A 26720-nucleotide genomic window follows, 5' to 3' on the forward strand; every position below is an offset into this window, starting at 1 on the left:
TTGCTGCCGAATGCGATACACCATCCATACCCGATTGATGTCACTCACTAACAAGGCCTCTCGTGCGGAATTGCACTGCCCTTGTACCATTTTGTAATAATTGATCGAGCGTTATACGGTGAACTTCCAAGATTCTCGTAAATTTTCGGAAAGATCCTACACGCATACTAAAAACTTTCGCCATACAATGGCCCGAATTTTTCACAGGAGATTCTCTCTATGGCTTATCACGGATACATGACCATGACCGGCACACAGCAAGGGCTCATTTCAGCCGGTTGCTCAAGCCACGAATCGATTGGCAACAAGTGCCAGACTGCGCACACGGATGAAATAATGGTGCTCTCATTCGATCATCGAATGTTCAACGCTGAAAACTCGAACCACGCCACACACCAACCCGCACTCATCACTAAAAACATCGATAAGGCCACCCCGTTACTGGCCCAAGCGCTGTCCAATCGCGAACTTGTCAACTGCGAGATTACGTTCTACCGGATCTCGAAGTTCGGAACTCAAGAAAAGTTCTTCACGATCAAACTGAAAGACTGCCTAATAGCCGACCAGCAAATGGAAATGCCCCATGCTGTTTCGGAAAATGACGCCGAGCCCCAGGAACATATTGCTATCCGCTATCGCGATATCACCTGGACGCATCACCTCGCCAATACCAGCGGATGGAGCTCTTGGGATGACTCCGCATGGAACAAATAAACGGCAAGCAAAAGCCTAGCAGCGATGACTACTTCCGAGTGACCAACGCGGCAAGTGTATTGGCAAGCCAAGCGTGCACCGTGTCGGCCAAGCATATTCAGGATGGGATGCTGCGGCTCCAGTTTAATCGGGAAGTTGCTTACTACGCGCGGGGGATTGTCAGGGATGTGGCGGAGGGGAGGAAGAGTGCTGAGTGGGGGTTAAAAGAGCTAAAAAAGAAGATAAAAGATATTGTAGAGCAATCGCAGCACGTCGCTAAATATGCGATATGGCTCCGCTCGACTAATGTTAAAACCAGAGGCGCGACGCCTATTTCGTTACATAAGGTCAGATTTCATAAGAGCATACAAACTAGCGTCTGTCCCGGCTTTAATGCTTGATGCAACGACCACCTCGATAACTGCATATGACGCATGGGAAGCGTGGAAAACTTGGAAAGCTAAAAGTGAATGATCATTTGTTTAGCAGCCTTTTTATTTTTGTGAGCATTTTATTTTACCTACCTGCTCTATGGGCCAGGAAAGCTTTATCGGGAGATAATTACTCCCCCACGAAATACTTAGGCTACTATTTGTATATCCTCGCATGCTTCGCTGTGCACTTGAACTACCTTGAGAACAACTACATCCCATTTGTAGGAGTGAAGGGAAACCCCATTATGGCCGGAGCATCACTCCTCGTGATGTTCGCTTACTTCTTCACCAGTCCAGTACCATGGAAACGAAAAGGCTGGTTCTCACGCGTTCCTATGCCAGTAGTTTTGCCCTGCCCCAGTCCGGACCGCCGAAAGACCTACCAACGACGAGTGTTGGCCAAATGGGAAAAAAGGCCCGTAAAAAATTTTATAGTATATGTAGTGATCACTGTTGTTTTGATTTTGTTCTGGTTGGAACCACTGCAAGACTGGCTTGCGCGACCAGATACTGTAATTCCGAAATTCAACGGGGGAGCGTTTGGTCCCAATGGGGTTATCTCATATATTTTTATACTGCTCGCCTTTATGAATTATCTACCTTCTCTCTGGGCGAGGTTTGCGCTTTCGGGCGAAGGATTTTCAGTAGAAAAATCCACCGCTGCATTGGTTTACAACATTTTCTGCGCGATATTTCACCAAGAGTTTTTGAACGATGGGAAATTTATATTCTTAGACGCTATCGATAATTCGATGGTTGGCTGGGTGTCATTTTGTATGATCATTCTTCATGCTGAAGCTGTAGCTTACCCGTGGAGAAGAAGAATATTACTTTGGAAAGTCGTTTAAATCAGCAATGAAAATCTTCATCTTTTGAGGTTTTATGAGAATTGCAGATAACTTTATCAGTTTTTTGATTTTTTTGGGAAGGGCCGGAGTGATTATTTGTTGCTCTGTATTTTATACTGTTATTATCGGGAATATATTATTGAGTATCGTAACATTAACACCCATTCAATCGCGATATGTCATGGGCATATTCTTTGTATTCCTTTTGATCACCGGGACTTATGCTATGCGTGCTTATTTGAAAAAACCGGGCCGGAAATTTTTTTAACCCAACGTGAACAAAACCTGCCGGGAAATGAAAGTTGCTTATTGAAAAAATAGGCGCTGAGTTTTGCCTGACATTCAGCTATGAATGGCCTTCGCAGACAAGCCTGCCCTACGATGTTTTCGTTCCGAAATTCGTGTCGTACGAAAACCTCGCGTTAGTGGAGGAAAATATGATGTTCAGATATTTGACTGCCCCGGACTGACGTGGGCCAAGTCACCCTGATGTTTTTTGAAGGAGCTTCAATGTCTAATAACCCGTATGTGGACTGCATCCCAAAAGTTGCACACCCGTCCTGACTTTGGGGTTTTTTCATGAGTAAATACTCAGAGCAGTTCAAGCTCTCTGTATTGCAGCGGATGTGGGATCAGGAGCTCTCCCATCGACAAACCACTGCGCTGTTTAATCTGCGCGCTGACGGCGCCAATTACCCAGGAAATGTTTTCGTCTTGCGATGCCATTTAGGTCGCCAGCGCTAACAGTCTAAAACCACATTTGAGTGTAGGGTGTCGCAATGAAAAAAAAAGCTGCATTTAACCAAAAGGTTTTTGCTTTTTTTCAAATGTTATTGTTGATCCCCGCTGCCGCTGGGTTTTATACCGCTGTCAGCTTTTTATTACTTATGCAATTTATATCACTAGAGCCTATTTTTTGGCGCTGCATCGTAATTATATTTTTTACATGTCTTAATATAATTGGATTTTACTGGTCCTTTAACTACTTTAAGAAAAACGGTAATTTCGACTTATAAAGTTTAGAAAAAATACGTAACGCCTGAATCTCCATCGCGGAAAATGACGCCAAACCTCAAGAGAAAATTGCTATTCGCTATCGCGATATCACCTGAACCTATCACCTCGCTAACACCAGCGCATCGAGCTCTTGGAATGACTTGCTGCAGAGGTTGATAGGGTTGGCGGTTATCGGGTTAGTGCTGAGCTTTTTCATGGGTTTCTGGTTGAGTTTGCTTTGGGTCGTGTTCTCTCTGGGTATAAAAATCTATTTATGGATCGGAGCGCAGCGTGCAATCAACTATTTTGAGAATAATCCTCTAGGCAAGGGTAATGCTAGATTTACGCTGCTGAATTTCGTGTGGATGCTGGTTGGGCTTAACATGCGGTATTCCATGCCCAACGCCCTCGTTTTCATGGAAATATTGCACGATGGAGTTGTCCAGGCTGGGCCCACAGGATGTGTAATTCACCCACATATCCACCGCCCGCCCCTTCGCAGGCAAGCCAGCGCCCACAAAATTTGACCCGCTGCCCATAAAAAAACCCGAACACTAAGTCCGGGTTTTTTCTTCACACCACCAAAACCACTAGTGCAAGATCTGGCTCAAGAACAACTTGGTCCGGTCGCTCTGTGGGTTATCAAAGAACGCATTAGGCTCGGCTTCTTCAACAATCTCGCCTTTGTCCATGAAGATCACTCGGTTTGCCACGGTACGGGCGAAGCCCATTTCGTGGGTTACGCAGAGCATGGTCATGCCGTCTTCTGCCAGGCTGACCATGGTGTCGAGCACTTCCTTAACCATTTCTGGATCGAGGGCCGAGGTTGGCTCGTCGAACAGCATGATTTTCGGCTTCATGCACAGTGCACGGGCAATCGCCACGCGCTGTTGTTGACCACCGGACAGTTGACCCGGAAATTTATGCGCCTGCTCTGGAATGCGTACACGCTCCAGATAGTGCATTGCAATTTCTTCGGCCTGTTTTTTCGGCATCTTGCGCACCCACATCGGGGCCAAGGTGCAGTTTTGCAGGATGGTCAGGTGCGGGAACAGGTTGAAGTGCTGGAACACCATGCCCACTTCCCGGCGGATCGTTTCGATCTGCTTGAGGTCGTTGGTCAACTCGGTGCCATCAACCACGATGCGACCCTGCTGATGCTCTTCCAGACGGTTGAGGCAGCGGATGGTGGTCGACTTGCCTGAACCCGACGGGCCGCACAAAACGATGCGCTCGCCCTGACGGACGTTCAGGTTGATGTCTTTGAGTACGTGGAACTGGCCGTACCACTTGTGTACGCCTTCCATCTGGATCATGCCTTCGGCACCCAGAGGCAGTTTGCTCACTTCAGTCATCACAAAACTCCTAACGCTTGTGGCCTGTGTCCAACTTACGCTCCAAATGCATGGAGTAGCGGGACATGCCGAAACAGAAGATCCAGAACACCAGCGCAGCGAAGACATAGCCTTCGGTGGCCATACCGAGCCATTTTGGGTCGGCGGCTGCTTGTTTAACGCTGTTGAGCAGGTCGAACAAGCCGATGATGATCACCAGGCTGGTGTCTTTAAACAGGGCAATGATCGTGTTGACGATGCCCGGAATCACCATTTTCAACGCTTGCGGCAGAATCACCAGGCCCATGCTGCGCCAGTAACCCAAGCCCATCGCAGCGGCCGCTTCGTACTGACCTTTAGGGATGGCTTGCAAGCCACCCCGTACCACTTCAGCCACGTAGGCCGACTGGAACAAAATCACCCCGATCAGTGCGCGCAGCAGTTTGTCGAAGCTCATGCCTTCTGGCAGGAACAACGGCAGCATCACTGACGACATGAACAATACGGTGATCAATGGAACGCCGCGCCAAAACTCGATGAACGTCACGCAGACCACGCGAATCGCCGGCATGTTAGAACGTCGACCCAAGGCCAACACCACACCTAAAGGCAATGCGCCGGCGATACCGACAGTGGCAATCACCAGGGTCAACATCAACCCGCCCCACTGGCTGGTCGCCACTTCGGTCAAGCCGAAAATGCCGCCATGCAGAAGGAAGTAAGCCACGAATGGGTAAATGACCAGAAAGCTGAAGCCATAGACTGCTTTACGGGTCAGGAACTTCATAAACAGTGGCGCGACACCCACGATGGCCAAAATGACCGTCAGGTTTACCCGCCAGCGCAGCTCAGCCGGAAAATAGCCGTACATGAACTGACCGAAGCGCTGCTCGATAAACACCCAGCAGGCGCCCGACTTGGTGCAGTCTTGACGGGTGGTACCGACCCAGTTGGCATCGAATATCGCCCAATGCAGCAAAGGTGGGACGATCAGCCAGATCAGATAAAACGCAAACAGCGTCAACAGCGTATTGAGCCAACTGGAGAACAGGTTGGCCCGCATCCACGCCACGGCGCCCACGCTCATTTTTGGCGGCGTCATGTCGGGTTTGAAAGAATGAGTTGTCATGAGCTTTTCCTCACCGCTCGATCAGCGCAATGCGCTTGTTGTACCAGTTCATCAACAGCGAAATGCTGATGCTGATTGCCAGGTACACGCTCATGGTGATCGCAATCACCTCAATAGCTTGACCGGTCTGATTGAGCACCGTACCGGCGAACAACGAGACCATTTCCGGGTAACCGATACCGGCTGCCAACGATGAGTTCTTCGCCAGGTTCAGGTATTGGCTGGTCAGCGGTGGAATGATCACGCGCAACGCTTGCGGGATGATGACCTTGCGCAGGGTTGGACCCGGACGCAGCCCCAACGAGCGAGCGGCTTCGGTCTGACCGTGGCTGACCGACTTGATCCCGGAACGCACGATTTCGGCAATGAACGCCGCCGTGTACACCGTCAAGGCAATGGTCAACGCCAGCAGTTCGGGGATCATTACCCAGCCACCGACGAAGTTGAAGCCCTTGAGTTCCGGCATCTCCCAGTGCAGCGGGCTGCCAAGGATCAGCATCTCCAGTGCAGGAATGACCAGGAACATCGCCAGCCCGACCCAGAACTTGTGAAATGGAACACCGGTCTCTTCAAAACGCTTGGTTGCCCAACGAGACATGAACACGATGGCCACAATCGCCACCACAACGCCGACCACAAACGGCCAGAAGGCGTCAGTCAAATTGGCGCCGGGCATATTCAAGCCGCGGTTGCTGAAGAAAAACATATTGCCGAGGCTGTAACTGCCGCGAGGCCCTGGCATGGTCAAAAAGACCGCGAAGTACCAGAACAAAATCTGCAGCAGCGGCGGAATGTTACGGAAGACTTCCACGTAAACAGTCGCCAGCTTATTAATCATCCAGTTGGACGACAGACGTGACACGCCGACGATGAAACCCAGCAGCGTTGCCAGGATTACGCCAATAAACGTCACCAGCAGGGTGTTGAGCAAACCGATAACAAAAACGCGCGAGTAGGTGTCCGATTCGTCGTAGGGGATCAAATGCTGTGCAATGCCGAAACCGGCGCTGCGATCAAGAAACCCGAAGCCAGACGTAATACCGCGGTGTTGAAGGTTTGTCTGGGTGTTATCAAACAGATACCAACCCATGAAGACCACCGCGACAACCGTGATGATCTGAAATAGCCACGCACGCACTTTGGGGTCGCTGAGGGTAAGCCTCTGCTTAGGTGCGCCGATTTGATTTTGCATGTAGTGCCCCAGGAAAAAATGGAACAGACAGCGCTCGGTAACCGTTATGGATTACCGAGCGCAGGGCCTATCAGCGTACAGGTGGTGCGTATTGAATGCCGCCGTTGGTCCACAGCGCGTTCATGCCACGGTCGATTGCCAGAGCAGTGCCCTTGCCGAGGTTTTTCTCGAAGATTTCACCGTAGTTACCAACTTGCGAAACGATCTTCACAACCCAGTCTTTCGGCAGCTTCAGATCTTTGCCGTATTCGCCGTCAACGCCCAACAGACGAGCAACGTCAGGGTTTTTGCCGTTTTTGACCAAATCCATAACATTTTTCGACGTTACGCCCGCTTCTTCAGTGTTCAGCAGAGCGAAGCCAGTCCAGCGCACGATCTCCATCCAGTCTTCGTCGCCCTTACGTACAACCGGACCCAAAGGTTCTTTGGAGATGGTTTCAGGAAGTACAACGTAGTCTTTTGGCGAGGCCAATTTGCTGCGCTGTGCATAAAGCTGCGATTTGTCGGAGGTCAACACGTCGCAACGACCGCTTTCCAGCGACTTGGCGCTTTCGTCAGAGGTGTCGAACGTGATTGGCGTGTACTTCAGGTTGTTTGCGCGGAAGTAGTCGGAAACGTTCAGCTCAGTCGTGGTACCGGCTTGAATACAGATGGTTGCGCCATCCAATTCTTTGGCACTTTTCACGCCCAGCTTAGTGTTAGCCAGGAAGCCAACACCGTCGTAGTAGGTCACGAAGCCAGGAAACACCAGGCCCATGCTTGCATCGCGGGAGCTGGTCCAGGTGGTGTTACGCGACAGAATGTCGATCTCGCCAGATTGCAGCGCGGTGAAACGCTCTTTGGCGTTCAGCTGGCTGAACTTAACCTTGGTGGCATCGCCGAAAACTGCAGCGGCAACTGCACGGCAAAAGTCCGCATCGATACCTTGGATAACGCCCTTGGAATCAGGAACCGAAAAACCTGGCAGGCCATCACTGACGCCGCACTGAATAAAACCCTTCTTCTGGATCGCATCAAGGGTAGCGCCCGCCTGAGCGAAGCTGCTTACGCCAAGAATTGCTGTTGCCGTCAGTACTGCCAGGGTGGATTTCAACATCTTCATTCAAACCTCCAAGTTTGCTCTTGTTGTGTAGAGCTTCAGTCCCGTCGCACCCTTGTGAGGCATTGCTGACCCGTGTCGGCTTATTTTTGGGTCATGCGACGTAAGACCTGGGCCAGGATCGTGTGCGAGATCTACCCGACACCCGAACAACCATAGCCCGCAATCGGTCGAATGGACTAAAGCCCCATGATGTCCGCCGGACCAATCCGGTACATAACGAACTGTACGCAGAACCTGATGCATGGATTCAGTGCCTACTCCGGCTATCAGCCACCTGATAGTGTTACCGCCGAAGCAAACGCATTCACTCAGGGGTTACATAGCAAAGCCCGTACCAGCATGCTGGCAATGTCGAATTAGCGACAGGTCAAGCCCAAAACTTGTAACCTTGCGACATCTTCTTAACTATTTATTTCTATTGCGCACCGCGCCAATGCACCGAAAAAGCGCGTACGCACACTATTGGAGCAGCAATGAGCGACCCATTGATTCTAGAGCCCGTCAACGCCGCAGACGCCTGCGTGATCTGGTTGCACGGTCTTGGTGCTGATCGGTATGACTTCATGCCGGTTGCAGAAATGCTCCAACAAACCCTACTGACCACCCGCTTCATATTGCCGCAGGCCCCAGACCGGGCCGTGACTATCAACGGCGGCTACACCATGCCCAGCTGGTACGACATTTTAGCCATGAACCCCGCGCGGGCCATTAATCGCGAGGAGTTGGAGGTTTCTGCGCTGATGGTGCTGAACCTGATCGAAGCGCAACGCGACAGCGGCATCGACCCGGCGCGGATCTTTCTGGCTGGCTTTTCCCAAGGTGGCGCAGTCGTTTTCCACGCCGCGTTCCTGCGCTGGCAGGGACCGTTGGGTGGCGTGCTTGCACTGTCTACTTATGCCCCCACGTTCAGCGAACAACTGACGATATCTGCGAGCCAAAAACAGATTCCGGTGTATTGCTTGCATGGTGACCGTGACGATGTGGTCCAAACGGCCATGGGCCGCGCCGCACATGACTGCCTTGAGGCCTTGGGCGTAACCGTTACATGGCAGGAATACCCAATGGGGCACGAAGTGTTACCGCAGGAGATTGCTGACATCGGGGTCTGGTTGGCACAAAAGCTTGGTTGATTGTTCCGCCGCGAGTGTAAGAAGCCACCTACAAAGCGCTGTGAAGCCCTGACTTGACAGGTCCTCTGGCGCTTTCGGTATGGCACTACGCCGCGCGGAGTTCTTGCTTTACACTGCCCGACGTACATTCCTTAATCAATTGATGAGATGACCGTGCTCAAAGCACTCAAAAAGATGTTCGGTAAAAGCGAGGTTGTGCAACTCGCGCCCAGCCCTATCGCCTCTTCGCCTGTTGCCGTCGGCCCAACCGACAGCGATGTACGGCAACGCACTACCTCTCATTCGGCACCTGTCAGCGCGCCTGTCCAGGGTCAAACCGCAGAAGTCGTCACCGCAAAAGTCGAACAACCCAAGCCAGAACGCCCTCGTCGCGAACGCGCGGCTAAACCGCCGGTCAGCACCTGGAAGCTTGAAGACTTTGTGGTTGAACCACAGGAAGGCAAAACCCGCTTCCACGATTTCAACTTGTCGCCTGAATTGATGCACGCCATCCACGACCTGGGTTTCCCGTACTGCACGCCGATTCAGGCTGAAGTATTAGGTTTCACCCTCGCGGGTAAAGATGCCATTGGTCGCGCACAAACCGGCACTGGCAAAACCGCAGCGTTCCTGATTTCGATCATCACTCAACTGCAGCAAACCCCACCGCCTAAAGAGCGGTATATGGGCGAGCCGCGCGCGTTGATCATCGCACCAACCCGCGAATTGGTGGTGCAAATCGCCAAAGACGCGGCGCTCCTCACCAAATACACCGGCCTGAACGTCATGACGTTCGTCGGCGGCATGGACTTCGACAAGCAGCTCAAGCAGCTTGAAGCCCGTCACTGCGACATTCTGGTGGCGACGCCGGGCCGTTTGCTGGACTTCAACCAGCGCGGTGAAGTGCATTTGGACATGGTCGAAGTGATGGTGCTGGACGAAGCTGACCGCATGCTCGACATGGGCTTCATCCCGCAAGTTCGGCAGATCATCCGTCAGACCCCGCATAAGGGCGAACGCCAGACCCTGCTGTTCTCCGCGACCTTCACCGAAGACGTGATGAACCTCGCCAAGCAGTGGACGACCGAGCCTTCAATCGTTGAAATCGAAGCCTTGAACGTGGCCAGCGAAATGGTCGAGCAGCATATCTATGCCGTGGCCGCCGCTGACAAATACAAGCTGCTCTATAACCTGGTGACCGAGAACAATTGGGAACGGGTGATGGTGTTTGCTAACCGCAAAGACGAAGTACGACGCATCGAAGAGCGTCTGGTCCGTGATGGCGTGAACGCTGCGCAGTTGTCGGGCGACGTACCTCAACACAAACGCATCAAGACGCTGGAAGGCTTTCGCGAAGGCAAGATTCGCGTGTTGGTTGCCACAGACGTCGCCGGTCGCGGGATTCACATCGACGGCATCAGCCATGTGATCAACTTCACTCTGCCGGAAGTACCGGATGACTACGTGCACCGCATCGGCCGTACCGGTCGTGCAGGCGCCAGCGGTGTGTCGATCAGCTTTGCCGGCGAAGATGACTCGTATCAGTTGCCTTCCATCGAAGCGCTGCTGGGCCGCAAAATCAGCTGCGAAACGCCTCCAGTGGAATTGTTGAAGCCGGTTGTGCGCAAGAGTGCTGTGCCGTTGTAAGAAAATCTTCCCACGGGGATTTGCGCAAATACCTGTGGGGAGCCGGCTTGCCGACGAAAGCAGCCGTTCAGCCACTGCAGGTCTAACCGACTTAGCATTAGCGCTGCAGCCACTGAACGCTTCGCAGGCAAGCCGGACTCCCACAGATATGCATATCTGATCAGATTCAGAGTTTGCCTCAAGCCTTGTCCCAACGCCCCGCCGCCGCATGATCACTGTCCCGGCCTTCAACCCACCGCGGCCCGTCACGGGTGTTTTCTTTCTTCCAGAACGGCGCTCGGGTTTTCAAGTAGTCCATCACGAACGCACAGGCATCGAACGCCGCTTGCCGGTGCGCACTGGCGACACCCACAAACACGATCGGCTCACCCGGTTCAAGCGCACCAATTCGATGCAGCACGTCGAGTTTCAGCAACGGCCAGCGCTGCTCAGCTTCGGCCGTGATCTTGGCCAAGGCTTTTTCGGTCATGCCCGGATAATGTTCAAGAAACATCCCCGCCACTTCCCGGCCTTCGTTGAAATCACGCACATAGCCCACAAAACTGACCACCGCGCCGACGCCCACATTAGCCGCGTGTAAGGCGTTGACTTCCAGGCCCGGATCAAACGCCGCTGTCTGCACCCGAATCGCCATGTTCAGCCTCCGGTCACAGGTGGGAAAAACGCGACTTCGTCACCTGACATCAGCGGCTCGTCGAGTTGACACAGCTCTTCGTTACGCGCGCACATCAGATTTTGTTCAGCCAGGATTTGCCAGGCTCCACCGCGCAACATCAAATGCTCACGCAGCGCTCGGACGCTGGTGTACTCGCCCTCCACCGTTTCAGTGTCCAGGCCTAACACTTCGCGAAACCGGGCGAAATACAACACCTGAGTACTCATTGAGCACCCGTTTCGTCGGCAATAAAATGCCCGCTTTTACCGCCAAGTTTTTCCAACAGCCGTACATTCTCAATGACCATGCCTCGGTCCACCGCTTTACACATGTCATAAATCGTCAACGCCGCGATGCTGGCGGCGGTCAGCGCTTCCATTTCCACTCCGGTCTGCCCGGAAAGCTTGCAGCGGGCGACGATCCGCACTGCGTCTTCACCGTCCGCGCTCAGCTCGACTTTAATGCCAGTCAGCATCAATGGGTGGCACAACGGGATCAGATCAGAGGTTTTCTTCGCCGCCTGAATACCGGCAATGCGCGCCACGGCAAACACATCCCCTTTGGGATGACCGCCGCTGACAATCATGTGCAGGGTTTCGGGGCGCATACGTACAAACGCTTCGGCCACCGCTTCACGGAACGTCACGTCTTTATCAGTGACGTCGACCATATTGGCGCGACCTTGGGAATCGAGATGAGTCAGCACAACGTTACTCCTGAGCAGGAGCGGGGAGTGTAAACCTAAAATGGGGTACGCTAACAAACCTGTGGGAGCGGATTCATCCGCGAATACGGCGGTGCAGGCGATACCTCTTTTGCGCCTGATAAGCCGCTTTCGCGAATGAATTCGCTCCCACAGGGGTCCTCCATTGCCAGCAAACGTTCTTACAAATGACTCTCCGCGTATTCGGCCAGGATCGAGCGTGGCACGCCTTGCAGAGAAATATGCACCCCATTAGGGAAGTCTTTGAAACGCTCCGTCAGGTAAGTAAGGCCAGAACTGGTGGCCGACAGGTAAGGCGTATCGATTTGCGCCAGGTTGCCTAGGCACACCACTTTGGAACCGGCACCGGCACGGGTGATGATGGTTTTCATCTGGTGCGGGGTCAGGTTCTGGCATTCGTCGATCAGGATCAGGCTTTGCTGGAAACTGCGGCCTCGGATGTAGTTAAGGGATTTGAATTGCAACGGCACTTTGCTGAGGATGTAGTCGACACTGCCATGGGTGTTTTCGTCATCCATGTGCAGCGCTTCAAGGTTGTCGGTGATGGCGCCCAGCCAAGGCTCCATTTTCTCGGCTTCGGTGCCCGGCAGGAAACCGATCTCCTGATCCAGCCCTTGCACGCTACGGGTCGCGATGATGCGGCGATAGCGCTTACTGACCATGGTTTGCTCGATAGCTGCGGCCAACGCGAGAATGGTTTTACCGGAACCGGCCGCGCCCGACAGGTTGACCAAGTGAATGTCCGGATCAAGCAGCGCAAACAGTGCCAGGCCCTGATAGATGTCGCGCGGTTTGAGGCCCCAGGCTTCTTGATGCAGCAAGGGTTCTTGGTGCATGTCCAGAATCAGCAATTCATCGGCTTTGATGCCTTTGATCCAGCCCACAAAACCTTGTGCATCAATGATGAACTCGTTGATGTGGACCGCAGGAAGATTATCGGTGAGCTGCACGCGGTGCCAAGTGCGCCCGTGATCTTGCCGGGTTTCAACCTTGCTGACGCGGTCCCAAAATGAGCCCGTCATGGTGTGATATCCACGCGACAACATGGAAACGTCGTCGACCAGTTGATCAGTGCTGTAGTCCTCCGAGGCGATCCCACACGCCCGCGCCTTGAGGCGCATGTTGATGTCCTTGGTCACCAGCACCAGGCGCAAATCCTTGTCGCGCGCATGCAGGTCGATCAATTGGTTGATGATGATGTTGTCGTTCAGATGCTCAGGTAACAGGCTATTGGGCTCATGACGCTTGTTCATGAGAATCGATAGAAAGCCTTTGCAGATACCGGTGCCGCGATCAATCGGTACGCCTAACTCAACCTCCTCTGGTGTTGCGCCGCCTAATGTTTTGTCGATCAGTCGAATGGCTTGACGGCATTCGGCAGCGACGGAGTGTTTGCCCGCCTTGAGCTTGTCCAGCTCTTCAAGAACGGTCATGGGGATGGTGACGTGGTGTTCTTCGAAATTCAGCAAAGCGTTTGGATCATGGATCAATACGTTGGTATCAAGCACGTACATGATTGGCTGGTTAGAGGAAGGGGTGCGTCCGTGATCATCCATACTCGCTCACCTTTTTTAGGAGCCAAGCGACGCAATACCACACAGTGCTGCGCCACGGTAAGGCCGCCGAACTCTCCTCTTCGGACAGAGGAGACATGCTCAAGATGGGTCTGGGATGACGCCACCTGTGTTGCAGGTTTCGGCGATCTACAGTGGTAATACCGCAAAAGGCATGACAGTAAGAAGCTCTTTGACACTTTTTTGAAGTTTATTTTGCGGTGTGACGAATAGCCCTTGGCGGGACCCTCAAGCACCGTTAAAGTCCGAAGTCCGCCTGACCCGAATGACCGCAAAAAACCCTCTTTCGCGTTCCACTCAAATGGATTGCACGCCTTGTCCAGCGGACCTCTCAGGGATAACCGTGGCAATCCTGCCATTGGAGTCCACTTTGTGCGGTGTTGGCGAGCAACCACGGCAATGCGGTTTCGATTTTGTTGTTGGTGTCATGGAACACGATCACCCCGCGCCGCCATAGCAACATCAACGTCAGCACCCGCTGACCCGTCTGATCGGCCGTGATCTCACGGCTCCAGTCTTCTGAATCGATATTCCACAACGACACCTTCAAACCCTGAGCACGGAAGAACTCGGCGCTGTCGGCACGACGTTGGCCATAGGGCGGCCGGAACAAAGGTATGTAATCGTCTGGCAGCGCCTGCTGTAACAACACCGCGCTGCGCGTCACCGAGCTTTGCCAATCGACCCATTGGCTGTGCGAACGGTATTGCCACCCCTCGGATCCCACACATTGTTGTTTGTACAACGCCTGCACATCGGCCGCCGAAGTTTCGTTTTGGCGTGTCTGGAAGGTTTTCCCCAGCACGAAGAACGTGGCATTGAGTTTGCGCTGACGCAGGTAATCAGTCAGCCAGTCGGTCGTCCCATCGACCACGGTCGGGCCGCTGTTGAAGCTGAGCAGGAACGTGCGATCCCCAAGTTCATCGCCGGTCAGTTCGTCGGAGTTATAGCGTTCGATCTCGCTGCTGGTCAGCGGAAACAGCGCTGCCATGTGCAGCAACTCGGTCAGGTAACGCTCTTGAAAAGCATGACTGGGGAGATCCCAGGCGGCGTAGAACGAGTCATCGGCGATCACAAACTTGGTGGCTTGTTCACGCAGCGTCTCCATGTCATCAACTAACACACAGAACGAAGCGTCTTCTTCGCAGCTTCGTTGGGCAAATTGATAGTTCTCCAACAATCGCGTCCAAAAGCGCTGGCGGATCAGGTTCAGCGACACCATGTTGATCTTCCTCAGACCCAGTCGCACCTTGAGAGCGGCTTCATCTTGGGCTTCACTGGCAATCAACGCATGGGCAAACGCCAGGATTTCGGCACGCGACGCGACATCAAACAACGCTGGGGTGGTCAATTGTTCCGGCCAAAAGCTGCGGTTAATCGTCGCCAGCGGCACCGGGCCAGCGGCGTGGGCGTTGAGCCAGAACAGACAGGCCGAAATAAAAAAAACAATGCGCACAATCAGATCCCCAGAAATAGCTCGCGGCGCACTATAACCTGCCTTCGTGAATGAGTTCGCGCCACAGACAACGGGTAAATCCCAAACCCCTATGGGAGCGAATTCATTCGCGAAAGGAACGGCGCGGTGTATCCGGTTGACCGCGCGGCCGGCTTCGCGAATAAATTCGCTCCCGCTTGATAGGTGCCACTGGAGTCCACCCTCATCACCCCCTAGAATCGCGCCCACGATTACAGGAGACAACTTTATGCTGATGGTGATTTCCCCGGCTAAAACCCTCGACTTCGAGACACCTTCGGTCACGAAGCGCTTCACCCAGCCGCAGTACCTGGACCACTCTCAAGAACTGATCGTCCAACTGCGTGAGTTGGCCCCCGCGCAAATCGCCGATTTGATGCACCTGTCAGACAAGCTCTCCGGCCTTAATGCCGCCCGCTTTGGCAGTTGGACACCTGACTTCACCCCTGAAAACGCCAAGCAGGCGTTGCTGGCGTTCAAAGGTGATGTCTACACCGGGCTGCAGGCAGAAAATTTCACCGATGCGGATTTCACTTACGCCCAAGACCATCTGCGGATGCTCTCGGGTCTGTATGGTCTGTTGCGTCCACTGGACCTGATGCAACCGTATCGGCTGGAGATGGGCACCAAACTGGCCAACGCTCGCGGCAAAGACCTGTATGCGTTCTGGGGTACACAGATCAGTGAATGGTTAAACCAGGCGTTACTCGAACAAGGCGATGACCTGCTGCTCAACCTGGCGTCCAACGAGTACTTCTCGGCGGTGAAACGCTCGGCACTCAACGCGCGAATCATCAATACCCAATTCCGTGACCTGAAGAACGGCCAGTACAAAATCATCAGCTTCTACGCCAAGAAAGCCCGGGGCATGATGAGCCGGTTTGTGATCAAGGAGCAGATCAATACCCCCGAAGCACTCAAGCAATTTGATGCCCACGGCTATCACTACAGCCCAGCCCACTCGAAAACCGACACATTGGTATTTCTACGGGACACACCTACCGAGTGACACGCCTGGCAAGCACATCGATATTTAAGCGTGGGAGCGCGATGGACCGCGATACGCGCCAATAGGCCAATCCGAGCCTAAAGCGTGCCGACTATTTGACGCCAATAAAACAACCTAAATTTAAAGACTCTAAGCTGCACAACATTATTTATGACTTATTTCGCCCTCGCCTCACACCTCATTTTAAGTAGTGGCCTATAAACATCCTTTAGTCCCAACTACCCGCTAACTAAGGCTTAAACTAAAAAGGCCATCATTGCGCAGGCTCTACTTCGCGCACTTGGCACACTGCCACTGGGCAGAAATAGCTGAACCCGCTCAGGAACTAATATATAACTTATAAGCTCTTACCTTCCGTAACAATTATTGTCTGCGACGTAAGTCTTCTCTTACACAGCGGCGGGACGATCAAGGAAGTTAAGTTATCCTTTCTAAGCAGCGTTATCGTAGTCGATGGATAGCATCAGGAGACACGCGCATTCCCCGTCACGCCAAAGAACGGGAGAAGCACCTCTCTAAATGGGTAAGAGCCTGAATACAGGCCGTTTTCGCCCGTTTTACGTATTCTTGAGTCAGCCTTTGCGGGCACTCACACTTTGAAAAATGCCGACGTTCAACAGCGCGACTTCTATAGCCGCTCACTGCTGAGCGGATGATTTCTGCTGGACACCTACTTACCAGCCAATTATGGCGTGAATGAACAAGGAGATTACGATGCGTATTAGCATCTTTGGTTTAGGCTATGTCGGCGCGGTATGTGCCGGCTGCCTGTCTGCCCGCGGTCACGATGTAGTTGGGGTGGATATTTCAAGCGCCAAGATTGATCTGATTAACAATGGCCACTCGCCCATAGTTGAACCTGGACTGGAAGAACTGCTGGCACTAGGGATTAAGACCGGAAAACTAAGAGGCACTACTGATTTTGCTGCTGCTATTCGCGACACTGATCTATCGATGATTTGTGTGGGTACACCGAGCAAGAAAAATGGCGATTTGGAGCTCGATTACATCGAATCCGTCTGCCGTGAAATTGGTTTTGTCCTGCGTGATAAAACCACTCGCCACACCATTGTCGTGCGCAGCACCGTGTTGCCCGGCACCGTCGCCAACGTCGTTATTCCGATCCTCGAAGACTGTTCCGGCAAGAAAGCCGGCATCGACTTTGGCGTGGCGGTAAACCCTGAATTCCTGCGCGAAAGCACAGCGATCAAAGACTACGATCAACCGCCCATGACCGTCATCGGCGAGTTCGACACCGCGTCTGGTGATGTGCTGCAAACCCTGTACGAGGAACTCGACGCGCCGATCATCCGCAAGGACATCGCTGTTGCCGAGATGATCAAGTACACCTGCAACGTCTGGCACGCCACCAAAGTGACCTTCGCCAACGAAATCGGCAACATCGCCAAAGCGGTCGGCGTCGATGGCAGGGAAGTGATGGAAGTGGTCTGCCAAGACAAAACCCTCAACCTCTCCCAGTACTACATGCGTCCCGGCTTCGCCTTCGGTGGCTCTTGCCTGCCCAAAGACGTGCGCGCCCTGACCTACCGTGCAGGTTCGTTGGACGTTGAAGCGCCCCTGCTCAACTCGCTGATGCGCAGCAACGTTTCCCAGGTGCAAAACGCCTTCGACATCATCACCAGCCACGACAAACGCAAAATCGCCCTGCTTGGCTTGAGCTTCAAAGCCGGCACCGACGACCTGCGTGAAAGCCCGCTGGTTGACTTGGCGGAGATGTTGATCGGCAAGGGTTACGACCTGAGCATCTACGACACCAATGTCGAATACGCCCGTATGCACGGCGCGAACAAGGAATACATCGAGTCGAAGATCCCCCACGTCTCGTCCTTGCTCAACTCAAACTTCGAAGACGTGATCAACCATTCCGACGTGATCATTCTGGGCAACCGCGATGAGAGGTTCCGCGCCTTGGCCGACAAAGCCCCCGCAGGCAAACAGGTCATCGACCTGGTGGGTTTCATGACCAACGCCACCAGCGAAAGTGGCCGCATCGAAGGGATTTGCTGGTAACGACAAACCTGTAGGAGCCAACGTGTTGGCGAGCTTTAGATTGCTTCGCCAACACGTTGGCGCCTACAGAACCACGGTTCGCTCTTACCATTCCCGATACGGATGCAGATTATGCACACGCTAAAGCACGGGCTCCTTCAGGCTGCCGGTTGGCTGTTCTATCTCAGTTTATTGATGGGCATCGCACTGGCATTGCCCACCAGTATCTTCGACCCACAGTCGAAGGACTTCCTGTTCTTGATTGGCTTTGTCGGCATCTGGCGCTACTCCATGGGTGCCACGCACTTTGTGCGCGGCATGTTGTTTCTGTACGTGGTTTATCCGCACTTGCGCCGCAAAGTTCGTACGTTGGGCGCAGCGGGCGACCCGTCCCATGTGTTCCTGATGGTTACCAGCTTTCGAATTGACGCCCTGACCACCGCGCAGGTGTACCGCTCGGTGATTCAGGAAGCCATTGACTGCGGTTACCCGACCACCGTGGTGTGTTCGTTGGTGGAAATGTCCGACGAGCTATTGGTCAAGAGCATGTGGGCCAGGCTCAACCCGCCAGAGCACGTGAAACTGGACTTCGTGCGCATCGCCGGTACCGGCAAACGTGACGGACTGGCCTTCGGCTTCCGGGCGATTTCCCGGCACTTGCCCGATGCCCGCGCCGTAGTTGCGGTGATCGATGGTGACACCGTGCTCAGCCCCGGTGTGGTGCGTAAAACCGTGCCCTGGTTCCAGCTGTTCGGCAACGTCGGCGGCCTGACCACCAATGAATTTTGCGAAGTGCGCGGCGGCTACATCATGGCCCAGTGGCACAAACTGCGCTTCGCTCAGCGCCACCTCAACATGTGTTCCATGGCCCTCTCCAAGCGCGTGCTGACCATGACCGGTCGGATGTCGGTGTTCCGCGCTGAAGTGGTGACCAACCCGGATTTCATTGCTGACGTCGAAAGCGACTCCCTGGAGCATTGGCGCCTGGGCACCTTCAAGTTTCTTACCGGCGATGACAAGTCCAGTTGGTTCAGCCTGATGCGTCTGGGCTACGACACTTTCTACGTGCCGGATGCGGCGATCAATACGGTTGAGCACCCACCGGAAAAGAGCTTCCTCAAAGCCAGCCGCAAACTGATGTTTCGCTGGTACGGCAACAATTTGCGTCAGAACTCACGGGCCTTGGGCCTGGGGGTACGACGCCTCGGGTGGTTCACCAGCGTGGTGCTGTTCGACCAGCGGGTATCGATGTGGACCTCGATTCTTGGCCTGACCGTCGCCGTGATTGCCAGCTGCAAATACGGCGTGACGTTCATCCTGGTTTATCTGCTGTGGATTGGCCTGACCCGCTTGATTTTGACCCTGCTGCTGTCCTGCACTGGCCACCGGATCGGCCCTGCCTACCCAGTGATTCTCTATTACAACCAGATCGTCGGCGCGCTGGTGAAGATCTACGTGTTCTTCCGCCTGGATCAACAGTCCTGGACCCGCCAGGACACCAAACTCACTCGCGACCTGGCCAGCTTTCAACGTTGGTTCAATACATGGTCGTCCCGAACCATGACGTTCTCGGCTGGCAGCGTGTTCGTTGCGGTGCTGCTGGGGATGGTGTGAGCGGGCCGATGGATCAAATCAATTTAGTAGGAGCTACGCCATGAATACCGCCGTGAATGCCAATGTTGTGCACGAATCAGAAGCCCAGCGCCAGCACGCCCGGATCAAAATTCCCGCGAAGCTGCGCTTGCTCAACGGGCAGCCCAATGCACCGCTGGTACGGGTTGAAGATCTGTCTGCCGGCGGCTTGAGTTACCTCGCGCCCCACCATCAGAAACCCTGCATTGGCGACGTCATCAAAGGGCGTTTGCAATTCCTGGTCGACAACCTTGGCCTGGCCATGGACATTGAATTGCAAGTCCGTTCGGTGGACGCCGTGACCGGCCGCGTCGGCTGCCAATTCCAGAACCTGGAACAGCAAGACATCGCCACGCTGCGCCACTTGATCACCTCGCACTTGAGCGGCGACATCGTGACCATGGGCGAAGTGCTTGCTACCTTGCAGCGCGATAACTTCACCAAGGCGCGCAAGCAAAAAGGCAGCGGCGGCGGCATGTCGGCCTTTGCACGAGTCAGAGCCGTGACCTTCAGCGCCGGCATTTTCGTCGTCGGTCTGGTCGCGTTCGGTTTCATCTTCAAGTCGGTCTACGGTTTGTACTTCGTCAGCCATGCAACGGCTGGCGTGGTCAGCGTTGCCAGCCTTGACGTGACGATGCCCCGAGAAGGCACCGTGCAAAGCTTGATAGGCATCGACGGAGTGGTGGCCAAAGGTGCCCCGCTCGCCTCGTTCAATACCAGCATGCTGGAAATGCTCAAAGACCATTTGGCAGACACTGAGCTGCAACCGGCAAAAATCGAAGAGCTGTTCGCCCGCCAGCTCAGCGGCACCTTGACCAGCCCGTGTGATTGCGTGGTCGCCAAGCAACTGATCCCGGATGGCCAGTTCGCCGGCAAAGGCGCGGTGATTTTCCAACTCGTGCCACGCAACACCCAAGCCGACATCGAAGCGCGTTTCACCTATCGCCAATTCGCCGACGTACGTCCCGGCGCTCGCGTGAACTTCCAAGTGGCTGGCGACGATACCCTTCGCGGCGGCAAGATCATCAGCAGCGCCAACTTGAGCAGCGTCGACTTGTCCACCGACATCCGCGTGCGGATCAAGCCGGATGAAGCCCTGAGCAGCACTTTGTCCGGCCGCCCGGTGGAAGTCACCAGCGACCATGGTCCGTCGTTGAACTGGCTGATCGACAAAGCCACGGCAGCAGGTCTCTGATCATGGCCCGCCCTCTAAGTCCGCTAAAAACCCTGTCGACCCCGACGATGCTGGGCCTGGCGGTCGCGATTGGCCTCAGCGGTTGTATCAACCTGCCCGATCAGCGCTTGGCCAATGAAGCGCTCAAACGCGGTGACACCGCTTTGGCGACCCAGAATTATCGGCAACTGGCCGACCTGGGTTATAGCGATGCCCAAGTGGGGCTGGCCGATATTCAGGTGGAAACCCACGACCCGGAACAACTCAAGTTGGCCGAGGCCACTTACCGCGCGGCGGCTGATACCTCGCCACGGGCCCAAGCGCGATTGGGTCGGTTGTTGGTGGCGCGTCCTGATGCGACCGAAGCCGAGCACCATGAAGCCGAAGGCCTGCTGAAAAAAGCCTTTGCTACGGGCGAAGGCGGCACCTTGATTCCACTGGCAATGCTCTACCTGCAATTCCCGCAAAGTTTCCCCAACGTTAACGCGCAGAAAAAAATCGATCAGTGGACGGCAGCGCGTTACCCGGAAGCCAACCTGGCGCAAGTGCTGCTCTATCGCACCCAGAACACCTACGACCAACACCTCGATGACGTCGAACGCCTGTGCAAAGCCGCACTGATCGCCACCGATATTTGCTACGTCGAACTGGCCACTGTTTACCAAAAGCGCGCACAGGTCGAGCAACAGACCGCCTTAATCGTGCAACTGGAAGCGGCGCACGCCACTGGCAAAGTGTCCTCGCAACGGGTCGATGGCGTGGCCCGCGTATTGAGCGATGCCGACCTGGGCAAGCCCGACGAAAAAACCGCGCAACGCCTGTTGGAAGGCGTGGCGCCGGGTTATCCGATTTCCTGGGTGACCTTGGCAAAACTGCTTTATGACTTCCCCGAACTGGGCGACGTAAACAAGATGATGGAATACCTGAACAACGGTCGGGCGGCGGATCAACCCCGCGCCGAACTGCTGTTGGGCAAGCTGTATTACGAAGGCAAATGGGTGTTGCCAGACGCCAAAGTCGCCGAAGCCCACCTGAAAAAAGCCGAGGGCAGCGAAGTCGCCGCGCACTATTACTTGGGCCAGATCTATCGCCGTGGATACGTCGGCAAAGTCGATCCGCAAAAAGCCGTCGACCAATTGCTGATCGCCGCACGCGGAGGCCAAAACAGCGCCGACTACGCGCTAGCGCAGCTGTTTTCCCAAGGCCGTGGCACCCAGCCAAATCTGCTCAATGCCTACGTGTTCAGCCAATTGGCGCTGGCCCAAGGCACACCCGAAGCCACCGATCTCGCTCAGCAACTCAACGAACAACTACCGCCTGCACAACACGCCGACGCGCAACGCCTGTTGCAACAAGAGCAACAACTGCGCGGCACGACCACTCAGAACGCACGCGCCCTGAGTGCATTGCAGCAAGTAGATGGCGAGGAAGCCCTATGAAGTTGAATTCCTGGATGACCGCTGGATTGGGCCTGAGTATCTCTCTGCTCTCGGCCACGTCTGCCTTGGCCGCCGACATGACTGAAACCAAGAACTTCGGCCTCGAAGTTAAAGTCACCGGCCAGTCCGAAGACGACCGCGACTTAGGTACCCGAGGCGGCGGCGATGTTAACGGCCTCGGTCTCGACCTTCGCCCTTGGGCCTACGGCGAGCGCGGTGATTGGAGCGGTTACGTCATGGGTCAGGCCGTGACCTCGACCGACATTATCGAAACCGACACCCTGCAAAAAACCGACGACGCCGACAACAGCAGCGATAAGCGTAAACCGGACAAGAGCTATTTGGCCTTGCGCGAGTTCTGGATCGGCTACAAAGGCTTCACACCGTATCCGGGCGAGCAACTGCGCCTGGGTCGTCAACGCCTGCGCAACGACGACGGCATGTGGCGCGACACCAACATCGAAGCCGTGAACTGGAACTTCGACACCACCTTGTTACGCGCCCACCTAGGCGCGGCAGAACGCTTCAGCGAGTACCGCACCGACATCAGCGAGCTGTCGCCCAGAGACAAGGATCGGCTGCATGTCTATGGCGACATTTCCACCCAATGGATGCCGGGGCAATGGGCTGGCTTGCGGGTTCATCACACCCACGATGACGGCAAACTGAAGACCGGCCTTGATCAGACTGACTCGTTGGACAAGACCGAAAACGGCGATTTGACCTGGCTCGGCATCGAAGCCAACAGCGACGCTTACAACGCCCGTAACACCAACACCGTCAACTATTGGGCCAGCCTGACCGGGCTCACCGGCGACCGTGATTCCATCAGTCCACACACTGAAAACGGCGTGGTAACCGCCGGCGACAAACGCAGCGGCGACGTCAACGGTTGGGCCACCGACTTGGGCTTGCGTCTGCGTCTGGACCCGAACTGGCAAGTCGGTGCGGCCTATGCCCGCGCCAGTGGCGACTACGAACAAAACGGTCTGCAAAGTAACCGCTCCACCTTCACCGGCACTCAGGCACGAGTCCATCGTTTCGGTGAAGCGTTTCGTGGCGAAATGAACAACATTCAAAGCGCCACCTTATTCGGCTCCTGGATGTTGCGCGACGAATATGACGCCAGCCTGATCTACCACAAGTTCTGGCGAGTGGACGGCAATAAGCCCGTCGGCAGCGACGGCATCGACGCCGTCGACAACACCTACGACGCTCAAGGTGGCGTGGAATCAAGCACCTCGCTGCCGCTGATGGATGGCCGAAAAGACCTTGGACAGGAAATGGACCTGGTGGTCACCAAGTATTTCAAACAGGGCCTGTTGCCTGCCGGGCTTAGCCAGTCCATCAACGAACCGTCAGCACTGGTGCGTTTGCGCGGTGGCGTGTTCAAACCGGGCGACGCCTATGGCAGCGGCGTGGATTCGTACATGCACCGCGCCTTTATCGACGTCATCTGGCGCTTCTGATGCAAGCCGCGAAGGGAGCGATGCGATGAATAATGTCCATACCAAAAGCGCCATAGGCCTGCTCGTCAGCGCGTTACTGCTGAGCAGTGCAGCCGCCTTTGCTGCCGACGAACCCGCAGCGGCACCGCTGAAACAGGTCAAGGAATTGCTACAGGCCAAAACTTACACGGTGACCGATGCGCCCATTGGCCCGCTGGAATTGGCCAAGCCGAAACTGCCCAGCCTCACCGGCTACACCGCCGAAGCCGTGGCGAAAAAAATCGTCCGCAGCAAAATCGGCAAGGTCAAAGTCCGGCGAATGATGGAGCAGGACGCGCTCAAGGACTTCATCGGCGGCGATAACAAGATGGAGGAATGGGTCGCCCGCCAGCACGGCATTCCCCAGGCGATCTTTATCGAAGACGGCTACGTGAACCTGCGTGATCTGACCAAAAGTTTGCCCAAGCAGTATTTCAGCGAAACCTCCCCCGGAGTGTTTCTCGCCAAGTTACCCATCGTGGTGGGGCACAAAGGCATTCTTGAGATCGACGGCAAGACCCGCCAATTGCACCTGTCTCAAGAGTCCGGCGCGTTCTTGATCAACGACGGCATGTTGTTTGCCCATGACACCAAAATCACCGGCTGGCGCGAAGCGGACAACGGCCCGGCGACGTTTCGTACGCCGACCGAATTTCGGCCGTTCTTGCTGTCCTGGGGCGGCACCGAGACTTACATCGTCAACACCAAGGTCAGCAGCTTGGGCTACAACAACAGCAAGTCGTACGGGGTGAGTATTTCCCAATACACGCCGAACATGGCTGCCGTCATGAAGCGTGCACAACCGACCGGCTGGATCATCGGCTCGGAGTTCTCGGACATGTGGTACGGCTTCTACTGCTACGAAGCCCGGGACGTGGTGATCAAGGGCAACACCTACCGCGACAACATCGTTTATGGGATTGACCCCCACGACCGCTCCCATGGGCTGATCATTGCCGACAATACGGTGTACGGCACCCACAAAAAGCACGGGATCATTATTTCCCGTGAGGTCAACGACAGCTTCATCTTCAATAACCGCAGCTACGACAACAACCTGTCGGGACTGGTGATCGACCGTAACAGCATCAACAACCTGATCGCATATAACGAGATTTACCAGAACCACACCGACGGCATCACCTTGTACGAGAGCGGCGACAACCTGCTGTGGGGCAACCGCGTGATCAAAAATCGCCGCCACGGAATTCGGGTGCGCAACAGCGTGAACATCCGGCTATACGAAAACATCGCCATGGCCAACGGTTTGATGGGTGTCTATGGGCACATCAAAGACCTGAGCGATACCGACCGCGACATCGACCTCGACCCCTTTGATACCAAGGTGTCGCTGATTGTGGTGGGCGGCGAACTCGCGGCCAACGGTTCAGGCCCGCTGTCCATTGCATCGCCGCTGAGCGTTGAGCTGTATCGGGTCTCTATGCTCGCCCCGACCAAAACCAGCGGCATCAGCTTCAACGACATTCTCGGTGAACGTCAGGACGAAATTCTCGACCTGATGGTCCGCCAGAAAAAAGCCGTGTTGATCGACCCGGTCGAACGCCAAACCGAACTCCGGGATTGAGGAAGAACCTATGCACGCTCAGTTGATCACGTTATTCAAGCTACCTCGGCTCTTGGGCCTTTCCGGTTTCGCCGCTGCATTGCTGGCGGCCTCGGGCGGTGCCCAGGCCGACGATACGCACGCCCCGACGTTCACCGCCGACACCTGCTGCAACCTGTGCCCCCAAGCCTTGGACGCAAAAAACTACACCACCCGCTATCAGCAGAACTTCACCACGCTGGTGCAGGCTCAAGGTGACTGGTTGTTTCGGACCCAGGAAGATTTACGTACCGAGTTCGACACCACACCGCAAGGCTACCGCCGGATGAAAGAACTGCACGACGCGTTCAAGAGCAAAGGCGTCGAGCTGGTGGTGGTTTATCAGCCAACCCGCGGCCTGGTGGATCGCAACAAATTGTTCCCCGCCGAACGCGACAAATTCGACTATGAAAAAGCCCTGAAAAACTACCAGGCAATGCTCGGTCGGTTCAGCGCCATGGGCTATTGGGTGCCGGACTTGTCGCCCTTGACCAATGAGCAACAGGCCCACGATTTCTACTTCCGGGGCGACCAGCACTGGACGCCTTATGGTGCTCAGCGCACGGCGAAAATCGTCGCTGAAACGGTGAAAAAAGTACCGGAATTCGCCGGCATTCCGCGCCGCGAGTTCGAAAGTCATTTGTCCGGGCGCATGGGTAAAACCGGCACCCTGCACAACATGGCCGGGCAGTTGTGCGGCACCAGTTACGCGATTCAGTACATGGACCAATTCGTCACCGAGCCTAAAGGCGAAGCCGCGGATGGCGATTTGTTCGGCGACGCCGGCAACCCGGAAATTACCCTGGTCGGCACCAGCCACAGCGGCAAAAACTACAACTTCTCCGGTTTTCTCGAAGAGTACATCGGTGCCGATATTCTCAACGTGGCCTTCCCCGGCGGCGGTCTGGAAGGCTCGATGTTGCAATACCTGGGCAGCGACGACTTCCAGAAAAAGCCGCCGAAAATCCTGATCTGGGAATTCTCGCCGCTGTACCGCCTCGACCAAGAGACGATCTACCGGCAAATGATGTCGATGCTGGGCAACGGCTGTGAAGGCAAGACCGCCATCATGACCACCAGCACCACCCTGAAAACCGGCGCCAATGAGTTACTGGTCAATGGCACCAACGGAATCAAGGACGTACGCAACGGCAGTAATCAGGTCGATATCAAATTCGCCGACACCTCGGTGAAGGACTTGCACGCCCGGCTTTGGTACATGAATGGCCGGCACGAAGACCTGAAAATCGAAAAACCGACGACATCCGATACCGACGGGCGCTTCGCCTTCGAACTGCGCGACGACAAGGACTGGGCTGACCAGCAATTGCTCGCTGTAGAGGTACAGGGCCCGCAAGCGGGTGCTGCGCCACAGCAAGTCGAAGCGAAAATCTGCAAACGCAATGTGTTCCCAGGGCGCGTGCAATCCACTGCGCAAGCCGGGTTATGAGGTCT

The 26720-nt window shown here is 54.9% G+C and carries 23 protein-coding genes; 13 read left to right on the forward strand and 10 right to left on the reverse strand.

From position 1 onward, the window contains the following. Positions 1 to 219 precede the first annotated feature (219 nt). From RHM59_RS11405 to RHM59_RS11415, 3 genes are all read left to right on the forward strand, one after another. Entirely contained in the window at positions 220 to 714 is a 495-nt protein-coding gene (locus tag RHM59_RS11405; protein WP_322167847.1) for an Hcp family type VI secretion system effector, read from the forward strand. 285 nt (positions 715 to 999) lie between these two features. Further along, on the forward strand, positions 1000 to 1167 hold the full coding sequence (locus RHM59_RS25525) for a hypothetical protein (RefSeq protein ID WP_323562504.1): 168 nt from the start codon (positions 1000 to 1002) through the stop codon (positions 1165 to 1167). Continuing rightward, positions 1160 to 1975 (forward strand): hypothetical protein, encoded by an 816-nt coding sequence (locus tag RHM59_RS11415; RefSeq protein WP_322167845.1) that lies wholly within the window; start codon positions 1160 to 1162, stop codon positions 1973 to 1975. Before RHM59_RS25525 ends, RHM59_RS11415 begins: the two co-directional genes overlap by 8 nt. Before the next feature lie 591 nt (positions 1976 to 2566). Here RHM59_RS11415 and RHM59_RS11420 read toward each other — a convergent pair. The 5 genes from RHM59_RS11420 to RHM59_RS11440 form a co-directional block, all read right to left on the reverse strand. Further along, complete coding sequence (locus RHM59_RS11420) at positions 2567 to 2701, reverse strand: hypothetical protein (protein ID WP_322286761.1); 135 nt, start codon at positions 2699 to 2701, stop codon at positions 2567 to 2569. Between the two features lie 860 nt (positions 2702 to 3561). Beyond that, on the reverse strand, positions 3562 to 4326 hold the full coding sequence (locus tag RHM59_RS11425) for an amino acid ABC transporter ATP-binding protein (RefSeq protein ID WP_322167843.1): 765 nt from the start codon (positions 4324 to 4326) through the stop codon (positions 3562 to 3564). A 10-nt stretch (positions 4327 to 4336) separates the two neighbouring features. Beyond that, positions 4337 to 5434 (reverse strand): amino acid ABC transporter permease, encoded by a 1098-nt coding sequence (locus RHM59_RS11430; protein ID WP_322286580.1) that lies wholly within the window; start codon positions 5432 to 5434, stop codon positions 4337 to 4339. Between the two features lie 10 nt (positions 5435 to 5444). Then, the gene (locus tag RHM59_RS11435; RefSeq protein ID WP_322167841.1) at positions 5445 to 6626 is read right to left on the reverse strand and encodes an amino acid ABC transporter permease; all 1182 of its coding nucleotides are present in this window, start codon (positions 6624 to 6626) and stop codon (positions 5445 to 5447) included. Between the two features lie 70 nt (positions 6627 to 6696). Beyond that, positions 6697 to 7728: an amino acid ABC transporter substrate-binding protein gene (locus tag RHM59_RS11440; protein WP_322167840.1), complete on the reverse strand. Its 1032-nt coding sequence runs from the start codon at positions 7726 to 7728 to the stop codon at positions 6697 to 6699. Positions 7729 to 8201: 473 nt separating this feature from the next. On the opposite strand from RHM59_RS11440, the gene RHM59_RS11445 reads away from it, so the two are divergent. Together RHM59_RS11445 and rhlB are read left to right on the forward strand one after the other, a co-directional pair. Next, entirely contained in the window at positions 8202 to 8858 is a 657-nt protein-coding gene (locus tag RHM59_RS11445; protein ID WP_322167839.1) for an alpha/beta hydrolase, read from the forward strand. 147 nt (positions 8859 to 9005) lie between these two features. Beyond that, positions 9006 to 10484, forward strand: coding sequence for an ATP-dependent RNA helicase RhlB (rhlB, locus tag RHM59_RS11450; RefSeq protein ID WP_322286581.1), 1479 nt, complete (start codon positions 9006 to 9008; stop codon positions 10482 to 10484). A 178-nt stretch (positions 10485 to 10662) separates the two neighbouring features. Here rhlB and moaE read toward each other — a convergent pair whose 3' ends face one another. The 5 genes from moaE to RHM59_RS11475 form a co-directional block, all read right to left on the reverse strand. Further along, complete coding sequence (gene moaE / locus RHM59_RS11455) at positions 10663 to 11118, reverse strand: molybdopterin synthase catalytic subunit MoaE (RefSeq protein ID WP_322167837.1); 456 nt, start codon at positions 11116 to 11118, stop codon at positions 10663 to 10665. A gap of 2 nt (positions 11119 to 11120) precedes the next feature. Beyond that, positions 11121 to 11366 carry a molybdopterin converting factor subunit 1 gene (gene moaD, locus RHM59_RS11460; RefSeq protein WP_322167836.1) on the reverse strand — a complete coding sequence of 82 codons (246 nt, stop codon included), beginning with the start codon at positions 11364 to 11366 and terminating at the stop codon, positions 11121 to 11123. Further along, the gene (moaC, locus tag RHM59_RS11465; protein WP_322167835.1) at positions 11363 to 11845 is read right to left on the reverse strand and encodes a cyclic pyranopterin monophosphate synthase MoaC; all 483 of its coding nucleotides are present in this window, start codon (positions 11843 to 11845) and stop codon (positions 11363 to 11365) included. The genes moaD and moaC overlap by 4 nt, the downstream gene beginning before the upstream one ends. Positions 11846 to 12024: 179 nt before the next feature. Next, the gene (locus tag RHM59_RS11470) at positions 12025 to 13419 is read right to left on the reverse strand and encodes a PhoH family protein (protein WP_322167834.1); all 1395 of its coding nucleotides are present in this window, start codon (positions 13417 to 13419) and stop codon (positions 12025 to 12027) included. A 349-nt stretch (positions 13420 to 13768) separates the two neighbouring features. Next, entirely contained in the window at positions 13769 to 14893 is a 1125-nt protein-coding gene (locus RHM59_RS11475; RefSeq protein WP_322167833.1) for a polysaccharide deacetylase family protein, read from the reverse strand. A 247-nt stretch (positions 14894 to 15140) separates the two neighbouring features. On the opposite strand from RHM59_RS11475, the gene yaaA reads away from it, so the two are divergent. The 8 genes from yaaA (at position 15141) to RHM59_RS11515 (ending at position 26715) form a co-directional block, all read left to right on the forward strand. After that, on the forward strand, positions 15141 to 15920 hold the full coding sequence (gene yaaA / locus RHM59_RS11480; RefSeq protein ID WP_322167832.1) for a peroxide stress protein YaaA: 780 nt from the start codon (positions 15141 to 15143) through the stop codon (positions 15918 to 15920). A gap of 714 nt (positions 15921 to 16634) precedes the next feature. Continuing rightward, entirely contained in the window at positions 16635 to 17951 is a 1317-nt protein-coding gene (locus tag RHM59_RS11485) for a UDP-glucose/GDP-mannose dehydrogenase family protein (RefSeq protein WP_322167831.1), read from the forward strand. A 108-nt stretch (positions 17952 to 18059) separates the two neighbouring features. Beyond that, positions 18060 to 19544: a mannuronan synthase gene (gene alg8, locus RHM59_RS11490; protein WP_322170756.1), complete on the forward strand. Its 1485-nt coding sequence runs from the start codon at positions 18060 to 18062 to the stop codon at positions 19542 to 19544. Between the two features lie 40 nt (positions 19545 to 19584). Then, positions 19585 to 20757: a PilZ domain-containing protein gene (locus RHM59_RS11495; RefSeq protein WP_322286582.1), complete on the forward strand. Its 1173-nt coding sequence runs from the start codon at positions 19585 to 19587 to the stop codon at positions 20755 to 20757. A gap of 2 nt (positions 20758 to 20759) precedes the next feature. After that, positions 20760 to 22175 carry an alginate biosynthesis TPR repeat lipoprotein AlgK gene (gene algK / locus RHM59_RS11500; protein ID WP_322167829.1) on the forward strand — a complete coding sequence of 472 codons (1416 nt, stop codon included), beginning with the start codon at positions 20760 to 20762 and terminating at the stop codon, positions 22173 to 22175. Next, on the forward strand, positions 22172 to 23644 hold the full coding sequence (locus RHM59_RS11505; protein WP_322167828.1) for an alginate export family protein: 1473 nt from the start codon (positions 22172 to 22174) through the stop codon (positions 23642 to 23644). The genes algK and RHM59_RS11505 overlap by 4 nt, the downstream gene beginning before the upstream one ends. Positions 23645 to 23669: 25 nt before the next feature. After that, positions 23670 to 25247 carry a mannuronan 5-epimerase AlgG gene (algG, locus tag RHM59_RS11510; RefSeq protein ID WP_322286583.1) on the forward strand — a complete coding sequence of 526 codons (1578 nt, stop codon included), beginning with the start codon at positions 23670 to 23672 and terminating at the stop codon, positions 25245 to 25247. Positions 25248 to 25257: 10 nt separating this feature from the next. Beyond that, the gene (locus tag RHM59_RS11515) at positions 25258 to 26715 is read left to right on the forward strand and encodes an alginate O-acetyltransferase (RefSeq protein WP_322286584.1); all 1458 of its coding nucleotides are present in this window, start codon (positions 25258 to 25260) and stop codon (positions 26713 to 26715) included. Positions 26716 to 26720: the final 5 nt, after the last annotated feature.

It is taken from the genome of Pseudomonas sp. MH10 (assembly GCF_034353045.1).
Lineage (GTDB): Bacteria > Pseudomonadota > Gammaproteobacteria > Pseudomonadales > Pseudomonadaceae > Aquipseudomonas.

Bases quoted from the DNA above. Each gene is read 5' to 3' on its own strand.
- RHM59_RS11470 (WP_322167834.1), bottom strand. From the start codon at position 13,419: ATGGATGATCACGGACGCACCCCTTCCTCTAACCAGCCAATCATGTAC.
- RHM59_RS11405 (WP_322167847.1), top strand. From the start codon at position 220: ATGGCTTATCACGGATACATGACCATGACCGGCACACAGCAAGGGCTC.
- RHM59_RS11420 (WP_322286761.1), bottom strand. From the start codon at position 2,701: ATGGCATCGCAAGACGAAAACATTTCCTGGGTAATTGGCGCCGTCAGC.
- RHM59_RS11445 (WP_322167839.1), top strand. From the start codon at position 8,202: ATGAGCGACCCATTGATTCTAGAGCCCGTCAACGCCGCAGACGCCTGC.
- RHM59_RS11430 (WP_322286580.1), bottom strand. From the start codon at position 5,434: ATGACAACTCATTCTTTCAAACCCGACATGACGCCGCCAAAAATGAGC.
- RHM59_RS11505 (WP_322167828.1), top strand. From the start codon at position 22,172: ATGAAGTTGAATTCCTGGATGACCGCTGGATTGGGCCTGAGTATCTCT.
- RHM59_RS11425 (WP_322167843.1), bottom strand. From the start codon at position 4,326: ATGACTGAAGTGAGCAAACTGCCTCTGGGTGCCGAAGGCATGATCCAG.
- RHM59_RS11440 (WP_322167840.1), bottom strand. From the start codon at position 7,728: ATGAAGATGTTGAAATCCACCCTGGCAGTACTGACGGCAACAGCAATT.
- RHM59_RS11495 (WP_322286582.1), top strand. From the start codon at position 19,585: ATGAATACCGCCGTGAATGCCAATGTTGTGCACGAATCAGAAGCCCAG.
- RHM59_RS25525 (WP_323562504.1), top strand. From the start codon at position 1,000: ATGTTAAAACCAGAGGCGCGACGCCTATTTCGTTACATAAGGTCAGAT.
- moaE (WP_322167837.1), bottom strand. From the start codon at position 11,118: ATGGCGATTCGGGTGCAGACAGCGGCGTTTGATCCGGGCCTGGAAGTC.
- yaaA (WP_322167832.1), top strand. From the start codon at position 15,141: ATGCTGATGGTGATTTCCCCGGCTAAAACCCTCGACTTCGAGACACCT.
- algK (WP_322167829.1), top strand. From the start codon at position 20,760: ATGGCCCGCCCTCTAAGTCCGCTAAAAACCCTGTCGACCCCGACGATG.
- algG (WP_322286583.1), top strand. From the start codon at position 23,670: ATGAATAATGTCCATACCAAAAGCGCCATAGGCCTGCTCGTCAGCGCG.
- RHM59_RS11485 (WP_322167831.1), top strand. From the start codon at position 16,635: ATGCGTATTAGCATCTTTGGTTTAGGCTATGTCGGCGCGGTATGTGCC.
- RHM59_RS11515 (WP_322286584.1), top strand. From the start codon at position 25,258: ATGCACGCTCAGTTGATCACGTTATTCAAGCTACCTCGGCTCTTGGGC.
- RHM59_RS11435 (WP_322167841.1), bottom strand. From the start codon at position 6,626: ATGCAAAATCAAATCGGCGCACCTAAGCAGAGGCTTACCCTCAGCGAC.
- moaD (WP_322167836.1), bottom strand. From the start codon at position 11,366: ATGAGTACTCAGGTGTTGTATTTCGCCCGGTTTCGCGAAGTGTTAGGC.
- rhlB (WP_322286581.1), top strand. From the start codon at position 9,006: ATGACCGTGCTCAAAGCACTCAAAAAGATGTTCGGTAAAAGCGAGGTT.